Source organism: Alcanivorax sp. HI0044 (assembly GCF_001634945.1).
On record NZ_LWEZ01001881.1, the window covers coordinates 1 to 12,252 of the forward strand.

Below are 12,252 nucleotides of genomic sequence, written 5' to 3' on the forward strand. Positions count from 1 at the left end.
AAGTTACGTTTCGGCGCCATCGATGACGGTATTCTGGAGTTTGATAATTACCAGCAGGGCAAAAAGAAAGGGCTGGTGGCGTCGATGATCGGCTCTGTGACTGGCTGAGCAGGCGACGCGCGATAGCGCGCTTGAATTGATGTTGAGCGTAAATGAAAAAGCCGCGTCCAGAATCTGGGCGCGGCTTTTTCATTTACAACCAGAACAAACCTGATTGCTTTGCGGCTTGTGGCAGGCAGCGGTTATTTCATTTCCAGGGCAGGCCTTCCATGCGCTGGCGGGCGGCGGAGTATTCCTGCTTCAGGCGGGCGATCAAATCGGCGGCCGGGCCGACTTTTTTCACCGCACCAATACCTTGGCCACTGCCCCAGATGTCTTTCCAGGCTTTGGAGCTGCCATCACCGAAATCCATTTTTGACGGATCGCTTTCTGGCAGGTTGTCCGGGTCCAGGCCGGCCGCCTCGATAGAGTTGCGCAGGTAGTTACCGTGCACCCCGGTGAACAGGTTGGAATAGATAATGTCGTTGGCGCTGCCGTCTACGATGGACTGTTTATAGCGTTCGTCGGCATTGGCTTCATCGGTGGCGATGAAGGCGGAGCCGATGTAGCCCAGGTCGGCCCCCATGGCCTGGGCGGCAAGAATGGAATCGCCGGTGGCAATGGCGCCGGACAGCAACAGTGGGCCGTCAAACCATTCACGGATTTCCTGCACCAGCGCCAGTGGCGACAGGGTGCCGGCATGGCCGCCTGCGCCGGAGGCCACGGCGATCAGGCCATCCGCGCCTTTCTCGATGGCTTTTTTAGCGAAAAAGTTGTTGATGATGTCGTGGAACACCAGGCCGCCATAGCTGTGGATGGCTTCGTTCACATCCACCCGGGCGCCCAGTGACGTAATCACGATGGGCACCTTGTACTTCACGCACATTTCCAGATCGTGCTCCAGCCGGTTATTGGATTTGTGCACAATCTGGTTCACCGCGAACGGGGCGGCAGGGCTGTCCGGGTTGGCCTGGTTCCAGGCATCCAGCTCTTCGGTGATGCGCTTGAGCCACACTTCCAGTTCTTCCGCCGGGCGGGCATTCAGGGCCGGGAAAGAGCCGACGATGCCGGCTTTGCATTGGGCAATCACCAGGTCCGGGTTGGAAACAATGAACATGGGGGATGCCACAACGGGCAGCTGCAGGCTGTTCTGCAGGGAGGCAGGTAGGGCCATGGGAACTCCTCAACTCACACGGTGAGCGCCACCGGAAAAAGGCGGGGCGCTTTCAGGGGCACAATAGTGCGATATCCCTGCGGCGATGTCAGTACCGGGAACGACAATCCGGGCGCGGATATGGACGTATTGCACAGGCCTGCCAGCCCTGACCACCGCTGGACGCCGAATGCCCGGCGGCAGACGCGGGTATTCAAAACCTGAAAATCCTGGCCGCCATGCTCTTTGCGCACAAGTACCCGATGATTTCCTGAATATTCCTGAAAAGGGGGGATCGCAATAGCGACAGCCTCTCAGGCTATGGGGGGTTGCGTCAGGCATCCTGCGCCGGGCGTTTGGCAAAGTGCGGCTTATTCGCGATAAACCTTACTTGTCCGGGTGGCCCCGGAAGGCATTTAAGAGGCGGCTGGGCAAGCCGGCCGAGCGCAGGAAGGGGCGCACATGCATCAGGGTTTCATGGATGTCGTTGACGTGATCATTGAGCAGATCCACGTGATCGGTAATGCCGTCCACGCGCACGGACAGGTCCGCCACCTGGCCGGGCAGGGCATCCATTCGTTCGATGATACGCATAATGCGGTGGGCCATGATCAGGTATTCCAGTGCGGCTCGAATCACCGCCACGATCACTAAAAACGCCAGTGGTGCAATCACCGCCGCGATGATTCCGGCCAGGGTGGAGAACCAGAAGCTCAGGCCGACGACGCTCACTACGACCACTAGCGCCCCGATAATCAGCAGCAGGTAGAACAGCGGCATCAGCTGCATGGTCAGGTAGCGGTTGAAGCGCCAGTCCGCCAGGTTGGGGATGCGCGATTCGCCGGTCGGCGGCGTGCCTGGGTTGGGCGTTTGCATGTTGGCTCCTGTTGTTATTTTGGCGGCAAGCGTTGTGTTTTTAGTGTCTCTTGCCGTCGCTATGGCTGTGTATGCATGAAACGTGGTGTCCCGGTTGGACTTCGGTAACGCGTACTGAAAAATGGGTCAGGCTTCAGGGAGGCCCAGTTTGTGTTCCGCGTAACTGGCCAGGATGTCGCCAAATACGGTGACCAGCTCATCGAATCCCTGTGTCGGCTGTTGCTCCGAAAGGTGACGAACCACGGTAAAAACCCCGCCGTTGATATAAAAGTAGGCCAGCGCGGGGATATTGGGCAGGCGCAGCATGTCCGGGTGGTGCATCAGATACTGGGTGAACAGGTCCATCAGCGCCCGGTTGATGGGCTCCTGATAGATCACCATGTCCAAACTGAAGGCGTGACGGGCGCATTTCAGGTAAAGCTGGTTGTTCTCCTCGAGAAAATCCCGAAAGGTAAATAGAAGCTTGGCCACCGCATCGCGGATGTTCAGCCGCACCAGCTCTGGAATCAGTGGTTTGATCATCGCCACTGTGTCGTCCACGAACCGTGCACCCGCAGCCTCGAAGATGGCGTCCTTGTCCTCGAAATATTCATACAGGGAGCCCACGCCGATGCCGGCGATGTCGGCAACTTGCCGCGCCGTGGTGGCAGAAGGGCCCTGCTGGGCAATGGCAATCAGGGCGGCCTCGACGATGGCGTCGACGGTGGCTTTGGAGCGTTGTTGTTTGGGTTTGCGAGCCATGATGATTTCCGAATTGAATCCGAACAAGCATTCGATTTATTGTTACACCGAGCAATGTAACAGTAAAGTCTTGCGTTGCGATACAGGGGGCAGGCAAGGCAAACGGTGCAAGGGAGTGAGGCTTCATGTTCGCTAGTAATAACAAAATAACCTATGCCGCCTCTGCTGTGGTGACCGGGGCGGGCAGCGGCATTGGCCGTGCCTTTGCTGAAGAGCTGGCCCGGCGCAACAGCGCGGTGGTCTGTGCAGATATCAATCTGGATACCGCCCAGGAAACCGCCGACCGCATTACCCGTACAGGCGGTCGCGCCTGGGCGGTGAAGTGCGATGTCAGCGTGCAGGCCGACGTGGAAGCGCTGGCCGAGCAAGCGGAGACATTATTGCCGGAACCGGTGAATCTGGTCATTAACAATGCCGGCGTGGGGGTAGGCGGCAAGCCGGTGGGCGACATTTCCCTGGACGACTGGCACTGGACCATGGGCATCAACCTGTGGGGTGTGATCCATGGTTGTCACGTTTTTGCCCCCCGTCTGAAAGCCCAGGGGCGAGGCGGCATTATCAACGTGGCCTCCTCCGCCAGTTTTGCGGCCGCCCCCTTGATGGGCCCCTACAACGTAACCAAGGCCGGGGTCCTGGCCCTGTCGGAAACGCTGGCGGCGGAAACCTCCGGCACCGGCGTTAACGTGACGGTGCTGTGCCCTACGGTGGTGAACACCAATATTTTCACTGCCGGGCGAATTGATGCCGGGGTGACGCCGCTAATGAACAAGATTGTGGAACTCACGGGCGTTTCTGCCGAGGGGGTGGCGCTGACCACGCTTAAGGCGCTGGACCGGGGGCAGTTGTATGTGCTGCCGCAACTGGACGCACGCATGATCTGGCGAGCAAAGCGTTATTTGCCCGCCACGTATACCCGTGGCGCCGGGCTGCTTAGCCGCCTGGCGTCTGCAAAAGCATAAAACGCATTCACGTTAAAACGGTTTAAACATCGTATCGCGATAACAGGAGAGCATTATGGCATCTATCGATCTTGATAAAATGCTGGCCAAAATCAAATCCACCCAGTGGGCTCTGTCAGATATCGACTGGGATGCCCCCGGCGCGGAACTGATTACTGAAGAACAGTGGCCGAAACTGAAAGATTTCATGGCCGACCTGATGTGGATTGAGCACGTGGGTGCCCGTGCGTTTGCCGCCATGGCCAAGAAAGCTCCCACTGATACTCTGCGTGAAATTTATACTTATTTTCATGCGGAAGAGCAGCGCCATGCCAATGCCGAGATGGCACTGATGAAGCGCTGGGGCATGCTTGAGGGCGATGAAATTCCCGAGCCCAACATCAACCTGCGGTTGGTGATCGAATGGCTGGACCGTTATAGCGATGAGATGCCGGTCTATGTATTGGGCACCGTGGTGCCGATGCTGGAGATCGCCCTGGATGGCGCCCTTTGCACCTTCCTGCTGGAAACAGTGAAAGATCCGGTTTGTCACCAGGCCTTTGAGAAAATCAATGACGATGAATCGCGTCACCTGGGGGTCGGTTTCAGCGTGATGGAGATGCAGGGGCGCGGCAAAACCTTTATCGGTGCCACCAAAATGCTGGCGCCGCTGCTGGACCCGCGCCTGATGCTGGGCATTGCCTCCTACGTGCCTCTGTTGAACAAGATGCGCGACAACATTATTACCATGGGGCTGCCGGAAGAGCGGCTGTATGCGGCCATGGCCAAGTTCGAAAAAATTGGTGGGCGCACGGAAGATGGCCGCCGCAATCCCTGGTTCCAGGTGATCCGTCAACATGCCAAGTTTGTGGTGGACCGCAACAATCGTGCTTACCACATGCCGGTGGATGGCATGGTCAAGCTGACCGGGCTGATCCCGCGCCGGGCTTTGCCTGCTGTACCTTCCTGGGTAAAAGAGCTGACCTACCAGCCCACCGCCTGATGTTGCCGATGACGGCTCATCAGGTGCCCGGTGTGCGTGATGAGCCTCTCATGTTTGCTGAAGAGATATTGTTATGACCACATCCTCTGCCTCCCCAAAAAAGACCGCCCGCAAAACGGCTCCCCGTAAGCGTCCTGCCTCGGCCAAGCGTACGGCGGCAAAAAAAAGCCCAGCAGTAAAGCCGGTATCGGTGCTGATCGTTGGGGCGGGTTTTGCCGGCCTGGGAATGGCCATCCGTCTCAAACAGGCCGGCATTGAAGATTTCGTAATTCTGGAGCGCAGTAATGCGGTGGGGGGTACCTGGCGCGACAATCAATATCCCGGTGCGGCCTGTGATATTCCGTCCAATCTGTATTCCTATTCGTTTGCGCCCAACCCCAACTGGTCGCGCAGCTTTTCGGGCAGCGAGGAAATTCTCGGTTATATCCATCACCTGGTGGCCGAGTTCAAACTGGAATCACATATCCGTTTCCAGAAAAACGTGGAAGACCTGTCTTTCGATGAAAAGAAGGGCGTCTGGACCGCGACCACCGATAAAGGCGAAAAGTTTGCCGGCCGTGCTGCGGTGATGGCCCAGGGGCCTCTGTCCAATTGTAGCTTCCCGGCGATTACGGGCATCGAAGATTTCAAGGGCCACAAGATCCACAGTGCCCGCTGGGATCATGATTATGATTTCGCGGGCAAGAAAGTGGCGGTGATCGGCACCGGCGCCAGTGGCATCCAGATTATCCCCGAGCTGGTGAAACAGGCGAAGCATGTAAAAGTATTTCAGCGTACCCCGGGCTGGGTCATGCCGCGTCCGGATTTTGCCACGCCGCAGTGGAATAAAAAGCTGTTCGAAAAGCTGCCGGCCAGCCAGCAAGCCATGCGCAATCTGCTCTACTGGACCCATGAAAGTATGGCGCTGGCCGTAATCTGGAACTCGCCGCTGACCCGTATTGCCGAACGCGTGGCGCGCTTGCATTTGCGCCGGCAAGTGAAGGACCGCTGGCTGCGTCGTCAGCTGACGCCGGACTTCACCATCGGCTGCAAGCGGGTGCTGGTATCCAACGATTACTACCCGGCACTGCAGAAGGATAACGCCAAGCTGATTACCTGGCCGATTGCCCGTATCAGCGAAAAGGGCATCCGTACCGTGGAAGGCATCGAGCATCAGGTGGACTGTATTGTTTTCGCTACCGGTTTCGATGTCAGCCATTCAGGTACACCTTTCCCGGTGAAGGGGCGCCAGGGGCGCGTCCTGGGCGATGAATGGCAAGGCGGAGCCCAAGCCTATAAGAGTATTAATGTGTCGGGCTATCCGAACCTCTACATGACCTTTGGCCCCAACTCCGGCCCTGGCCATAATTCCGCGCTGGTGTATATGGAATCCCAGCTCGATTATGCCGTGAAAGGGGTGCAGAAAATTCTGCAGGAAGACCTGAAGGTGCTGGATGTGAAAGAGGATGTGCAGCGCAAGCACAACAAGGCCATGCAGAAACGGTTGGCCAAAACCAACTGGAATTCCGGCTGCAAGAGCTGGTATCTCACCGAAGACGGTTTCAACGCCACCATGTACCCCGGGTTCGCCACCCAGTACGCGGCGCAGATGGCCGACTTCGAGGAGAACGATTACGAAACCGCCTGATGTGAATCAGTCTGGTTTCATCCGGTGAACGCGGCCCTGCCTGGCAGGTGCCGCGTTTTTTTATGCCAGAACAGAACAGACACAATTTCTTCACCTCCCCGTCTCTTCGTTTTCATGAACGACCTGTAAAACCCTGAAAGCAATTCGTTTGGGGAAAATAAACAGCAGGGGTTATTCAATGAAGACTTTGTATCTGGGGGCCAGCGTGGTGCTGGCGGTGGCGTTGACCGCCTGTGGTGGCGACAACAATGAGTCTGATGCCGCTGTCGATGAAGCGGTGCGCACGCCAGACAGCATCCGGTTGTCCTATGTGAGCCGTTATTCCACGGGCAGCTTTGATGCTTCCGCCGCCGAGATCCCGGCCTATGACGCGGCCAGCCAGCGCCTGTTTGTGGTGAATGCGGAAGAGGGTGAGCTGGATGTACTGGACCTGAGCGATCCTGAGAATCCGGTCAAGATCAATGCGATCAGTGCTGCAGGCATTGCGGCGGGCGCGGAAGTGAATAGTGTCGCTACCAGCCATGGTCTGGTGGCCGTGGCGATTGAAGCCGATCCCAAAACGGACAACGGTTTTGTTGCCCTCTATAAGGCCAGTGATCTGACCTTGTTAGGTAGCCAGCAAGTGGGCGCCCAGCCGGACATGGTGGCGTTTACCCCGGATGGAACCCGTGTACTCACCGCCAATGAGGGCGAGCCCAGCGACGATTACCAGACGGACCCGGACGGCTCCATCAGCATTGTGGATTTCAGTGATCCGGCCAACCCGGTCGTGATCACGGCGGGCTTTGACGCTTTTGATGCCGCCACCCTGCGAGACAGGGGCGTGCGAATTTATGGTCCCAATGCCTCCGTGTCCCAAGACCTGGAGCCGGAATACATTGCCATTTCGGCGGACAGCCAGACGGCTTGGGTGACCCTGCAGGAAAACAACGCCCTGGCCAAGGTCGACATCCTCGCCGGAGAGGTCACGGATATTCTGCCGCTAGGCGAGATTGATCGTGGTGTGGTTGCCATGGATTTCAGCGATGAAGACGGGGGGGTTATCAATATCACCACCCACGCCGGCGTGATGGGCCTGTATCTGCCCGATGCCATTCATGCCTACCAGGCCAATGGCGCTACCTATCTGGTCACCGCTAACGAGGGGGACGCCCGCGCTTGGGGGGAAGATAACGAGGGTTACTGGAATGAAGATCTTAAGGTTAACAGCACCGAATGTGGTGATGCCTCTCTTGGCTTTGTAGAGGAACTCCGCGTCAAGCATCTGGTTCATGCCGATGGCTTTGAGCGTCGTTGCGGCGATGACATGCCGCCACAACTGCTGGCGCTGGCGGAAGGGGCCCTGCTGGACCCGGATGTATTTGGCTATTGCGGGGCCGCCGCCGGAGACCCAGGGGATTGCCGTGACGATGAGTTGCTGGGTCGCCTGAATATCACCTGGGTGCAGGGCTACAAGACCGACGACAATGGCAAGCCGCTGCTGTTCAACGACGCGGGCGACCAGGATGACGACGGTAACCGCCTTATGTATGACACCCTGTACAGCTATGGTGGCCGATCTTTCTCCATCTGGGATGAGGATGGCAAGCAGGTATTCGACAGTGGTGACATGATCGAACAGTTCCTTGCCAGTGATGGTTGCTGGCTGGGCCAGAATCGGGATGTGGCCTGCCGGGATTTCTTCAATGCCGGGCATGATGAAATCAATGCCATGGATAGCCGCAGTGATGCCAAGGGGCCAGAGCCGGAAGGGCTGACCATCGGTGCCATCGGCAACAAGACTTTCCTGTTCCTGGGGCTGGAGCGCATGGGTGGCGTGTTGGTCTATGACATCACCGATCCGGCGGCACCGATCTATCGGGACTATTTCAACAGCCGCAACTACTGGGGCGGCGGTGTAGATAGTGAAGATATCGAAGACCTGATCGATGATGGCCTGATCGCGGAAAGCCAGATTGGTACCATCGCGGGCGATCTGGGACCGGAAGGGCTGGTGTTTATTCCGGCAGCGGATTCTCCCAGCGGTGAGGCGTTGTTGGTGGTGGGCCATGAAGTCAGCGGCACTACCGCTGTCTATCAGGTCGAGAGCGTGTTCAGCGAAGAATAACAAGACATCCATGTCCAGCTGGCGGCCTGCGGGCCGCCTCTCTTGTTATGCCGGCGCCGCATTACGAGTGAAAATAGGCACCGTGGTCGCGCTTGGTGAGCTTGCGCAAATCGTTGCGTTTCAGTCTTGTTGCCGGGCCTTCTGCCTGGCCTCAAAAGCGGCTAACTGTTCCGGGGACGCGGGCGTCTGGAAACGGGCTTTCCAGTCGGCGAACGGCATGCCATATACCCACTCCCGCGCGGCCTCGTAATCCAGCGCTACCTGGCGCTCTTCAGCGGCGGCCACCAACCATTTCGACAGGCAGTTACGGCAGAAATCCGCCAGGATCATCAGGTCGATATTCTGCACATCCTTGTGTTCATCCAGATGCTGAAGCAGCCGGCGAAACGCGGCGGCTTCCATCTCGGTACGGGTGCTCTGATCGATGTCGGTCATGGGGTTATCCTTGTGCTCGTCACCAGATTCGAAGCCGCTGTAAGAGTTCCCTTCCAGGGGACGAATCCGGCGTTGTTAATATTCGAAATCGTTAAGGCTGGCCTGTGTGCTGAATAGTAATGGGCCTTTTAATCGCCTGTCGGCGATGGTCGCGCTGCGCGCGATGCGTCCCCTGGAAGGGAACGCCTACAGCAACATCAGCCGTCCACATCAATACTGCGCAGGTAATCATCGTAGTTGCCGGTGAAGTCGCGAACGCCTTCGGGGGTGATTTCCAGAATGCGGGTGGCCAGGGAGCTGACGAATTCCCGGTCGTGGCTGACAAAGAACAATGTGCCAGCATAGTTCTCCAGCGCCAGGTTCAGCGCTTCGATGGATTCCATGTCCAGGTGGTTGGTGGGTTCGTCCAGCAACAGCACATTGGGTTTGGTCAGGGTCAGCTTGCCAAACAGCATGCGGCCCTGTTCGCCACCGGAAATCACCTTCACGGATTTCAGCACTTCGTCATTGGAAAACAACATGCGACCCAACGCTGCGCGCACCGCCTGTTCGCCATCGCTGGTCCACTGGGCCATCCAGTCGAACAGGATCATGTCCTGTTCAAAGTCGTGGCTGTGATCCTGGGCGAAGTAACCCAGCTCGGCGGCTTCTGCCCATTTCACCGTGCCATTGTCGGCAGCCAGATCACCGGCCAGGCAGCGTAACAGGGTGGTTTTGCCAATGCCGTTGGGTCCGATAATGGCGACCCGTTCGCCAGCTTCTACTTGCAGGCTCAGGTCCTGGAACAGAGTCAGATCATGGTAATGCTTGCCCAGCCCTTCCAGTGTTACCGCCTGGCGGTGCAGTTTCTTGGTCTGCTCAAAACGAATATAAGGGCTGATCCGGCTGGAGGGTTTCACCTCTTCCAGCTGGATTTTGTCGATCTGCTTTGCCCGGCTGGTGGCCTGTTTGGCCTTGGAGGCGTTGGCCGAGAAGCGGCTGACAAAACTCTGCAGGTCAGCGATTTCCTTTTTCTTCTTGGCGTTGTCCGCATACAGACGGTCACGGGCGGCGGTGGCGGCGGTCATGTACTCGTCGTAGTTGCCCGGGAACAGGCGCAGCTCACCGTAATCCAGATCCGCCATGTGGGTGCACACGCTGTTCAGGAAGTGCCGGTCGTGGGAAATGATAATCATGGTGCTGGAACGGGCCACCAGAATATCTTCCAGCCAGCGGATGGTGTGGATATCCAGATGGTTGGTGGGCTCATCCAGCAGCAGTACGTCCGGATCGGAGAACAGGGCCTGGGCAAGCAGTACGCGCAATTTCCAGCCCGGCGCCACGGCGGTCATGGGGCCGGCGTGTTGTTCTTCGGGAATGCCCAGCCCCAGCAACAGGTCGCCGGCCCGGGCTTCGGCGGTGTAGCCGTCCATCTCCGCGAATTGCATTTCCAGCTCGGCCACGCGCATGCCGTCTTCTTCGCTCATTTCCGGCAGGCTGTAAATCCGGTCGCGCTCGGCTTTTACCGCTGCCAGTTCGCTGTGCCCCATGATCACGGTGTCCAGCACCGTGTGTTCCTCGAAGGCGAACTGGTCCTGGCGCAGTTTGCCGAGGCGATCATTGGGATCCAGCATCACCTGACCATTGCTGGGCTGCAGCTCGCCGCCGAGGATTTTCATAAAGGTGGATTTGCCGCAGCCGTTGGCGCCGATCAGGCCGTAACGGTTGCCATTGCCGAATTTGACGGAGACGTTTTCAAACAGCGGCTTGGCGCCAAACTGCATGGTGATGTTCGCGGTAGAAATCAAGAGACTGTCCTGTAACGAGAGGGCGGCCGGGGCGCGCCATCGCCGGCTGCGGCGGTTGTCGGCAGGCGGCGGGAAGAAAGAGGCGGCATTGTACCGGCTTGCCGGGCAAAAGGCAGTCCCGCCCGGCGGTCAGTATGGGGTTGAAAAAATGAGCAAAAAGGCGCGTATTAGGCGGACACGTCAGGAAAGCGAGGGGACCATGAGAAGAAAACCCACCCTGATAGGGATAATAGCTGCCGGGCTACTGGGACTCTTTGTGGCGGGCTGCAGTGATGACAGCGGCCATGAGTATCTGGAACAGCAGGTTCGCCAAGCCTTGCAGGATAACAATCTGAGCGTTTGGCAGGTGGAGTCGCTGGCGGTGACCGACCGCCAGAAAGAGGGCAACAAAGGGCATGTGGTTACCTCCTACCAGTTCGAGGTTGGGCTGGTGCTGCAGGAGGACCTGCAACTGGTGCGCTATGCCGATGCGGATGCCCGGGAACTGGTGGTGACGGCAGGGCCCGGAGCCGGGGAGTCGGTTGTGTTGCCGGGTATGGCGCGGGTCGAGGGGGAGCAAACCGAGCCGCTTGACGAGGGGGCGCCGCCGCGGGCACGGATCAGCTTGCCGCTCACGGATCTTCCTGCAGGGCTGCCGGCCTCCCTGTTACGGGAGCGTTTCGCCGACTGGCAACAGATTGCGGTGGGGAGCGACGCGTACCAGACAATGCTGGATCGGCTGCGACGGACGCTGCTGGAGGAGCAGCGTGCGTTAAGCGACGCCTCTGACCAGCTACGCCGGGCGCGCCAGCAGCTGGAGGCCCAGGATCAAGAGTTGCAGGCGCTGGAGGGTGGCGCGGGGCAATCCAGCGAGATGGGGGAAACCATGGAGCGTGCCAGTGAGAGCATCCTGGCGTTGATGGCGCGGGTAGAGCAGTTGCAGGTGGAGCAGTACACCCGGGAGGAAACCGTCAAGAAGCTGCGGGCGGATCTGGATCACCTGCAGGGCAGTTGAGGTAGCCGCTTTCGTCTGGAGCAAGGGTTCGATTTGTGGGGCGCCATGGGTATTATGGCAGCCCCTTCCTTGTATCGGATCCGGTCATGTTTGAACAAACCGTCACTCCCCGCTTTTATGAAACTGACGCCTTCGGCCACGTGAACAACACGGTTGTTACGGGTTGGTTCGAAACGGGCCGAGCGCCGCTGTTTCAGCTTTTCGGTGGCGGCCGTAATCCGGCCTCGCTGCCGTTGATTCTTGCCCGTGTCGAAGTCGATTTCGTTGCCCAGATTTACTACGGCAGTGATGTGACCCTGCGTACCGGTATTGAACGCATTGGCAACAGCTCCTTTGTGGTTACCCAGCAGGCCTGGCAGAACGGTGCCCTGGTGGCTCGCGGGCGGGCGGTTCAGGTGTATTTTGATCATGAAAAGCAGGCGTCGGCACCGGTTCCGGATGCGTTTCGTGAGGAACTGGCGCGCCATGAAGGCGTGCTCCCGGAGTAATGCTTTCCTGTGGTGCTGATAGCCTGGCGGCCATGGCGTCTTGACGTGATGCCGCTACACTAAC

The 12,252-nt window shown here is 58.3% G+C and carries 11 protein-coding genes; 6 read left to right on the forward strand and 5 right to left on the reverse strand.

The genetic code is table 11. From position 1 onward, the window contains the following. Positions 1-247: 247 nt before the first annotated feature. The 3 genes from A3730_RS28035 to A3730_RS28045 all read right to left on the reverse strand — a co-directional run bounded on the left by A3730_RS28035 (position 248) and on the right by A3730_RS28045 (position 2,809). Positions 248-1,213: a nitronate monooxygenase family protein gene (locus A3730_RS28035; protein WP_063519650.1), complete on the reverse strand. Its 966-nt coding sequence runs from the start codon at positions 1,211-1,213 to the stop codon at positions 248-250. Between the two features lie 366 nt (positions 1,214-1,579). Then, on the reverse strand, positions 1,580-2,068 hold the full coding sequence (locus A3730_RS28040) for a DUF4282 domain-containing protein (RefSeq protein WP_063519651.1): 489 nt from the start codon (positions 2,066-2,068) through the stop codon (positions 1,580-1,582). Positions 2,069-2,194: 126 nt separating this feature from the next. Then, positions 2,195-2,809, reverse strand: a complete 615-nt coding sequence (locus A3730_RS28045; RefSeq protein ID WP_063519652.1) for a TetR/AcrR family transcriptional regulator — start codon at positions 2,807-2,809, stop codon at positions 2,195-2,197. 125 nt (positions 2,810-2,934) lie between these two features. Between A3730_RS28045 and A3730_RS28050 the strand changes: the two genes are divergently transcribed. The 4 genes from A3730_RS28050 (at position 2,935) to A3730_RS28065 (ending at position 8,484) form a co-directional block, all read left to right on the forward strand. Continuing rightward, positions 2,935-3,768, forward strand: a complete 834-nt coding sequence (locus tag A3730_RS28050) for an SDR family oxidoreductase (protein WP_063519653.1) — start codon at positions 2,935-2,937, stop codon at positions 3,766-3,768. Positions 3,769-3,823: 55 nt separating this feature from the next. Beyond that, positions 3,824-4,750 (forward strand): hypothetical protein, encoded by a 927-nt coding sequence (locus A3730_RS28055; protein WP_063519654.1) that lies wholly within the window; start codon positions 3,824-3,826, stop codon positions 4,748-4,750. A 73-nt stretch (positions 4,751-4,823) separates the two neighbouring features. After that, a complete protein-coding gene (locus tag A3730_RS28060; protein WP_063519655.1) occupies positions 4,824-6,377 on the forward strand; it encodes an NAD(P)/FAD-dependent oxidoreductase in 1,554 nt (517 codons plus the stop codon). Positions 6,378-6,555: 178 nt separating this feature from the next. Further along, entirely contained in the window at positions 6,556-8,484 is a 1,929-nt protein-coding gene (locus tag A3730_RS28065) for a choice-of-anchor I family protein (protein WP_063539388.1), read from the forward strand. Positions 8,485-8,604: 120 nt separating this feature from the next. Here the strand turns inward: A3730_RS28065 and A3730_RS28070 are convergent, their stop codons facing one another. Both A3730_RS28070 and A3730_RS28075 read right to left on the reverse strand, forming a co-directional pair. Beyond that, a complete protein-coding gene (locus A3730_RS28070) occupies positions 8,605-8,919 on the reverse strand; it encodes a DUF1244 domain-containing protein (protein WP_063521213.1) in 315 nt (104 codons plus the stop codon). Between the two features lie 197 nt (positions 8,920-9,116). Continuing rightward, a complete protein-coding gene (locus A3730_RS28075; protein ID WP_063539389.1) occupies positions 9,117-10,706 on the reverse strand; it encodes an ABC-F family ATPase in 1,590 nt (529 codons plus the stop codon). Between the two features lie 199 nt (positions 10,707-10,905). Between A3730_RS28075 and A3730_RS28080 the strand changes: the two genes are divergently transcribed. Next, positions 10,906-11,700 carry a hypothetical protein gene (locus A3730_RS28080; RefSeq protein ID WP_063539390.1) on the forward strand — a complete coding sequence of 265 codons (795 nt, stop codon included), beginning with the start codon at positions 10,906-10,908 and terminating at the stop codon, positions 11,698-11,700. A gap of 86 nt (positions 11,701-11,786) precedes the next feature. Further along, positions 11,787-12,188 carry a thioesterase family protein gene (locus A3730_RS28085; RefSeq protein WP_063521602.1) on the forward strand — a complete coding sequence of 134 codons (402 nt, stop codon included), beginning with the start codon at positions 11,787-11,789 and terminating at the stop codon, positions 12,186-12,188. Positions 12,189-12,252 lie beyond the last annotated feature (64 nt).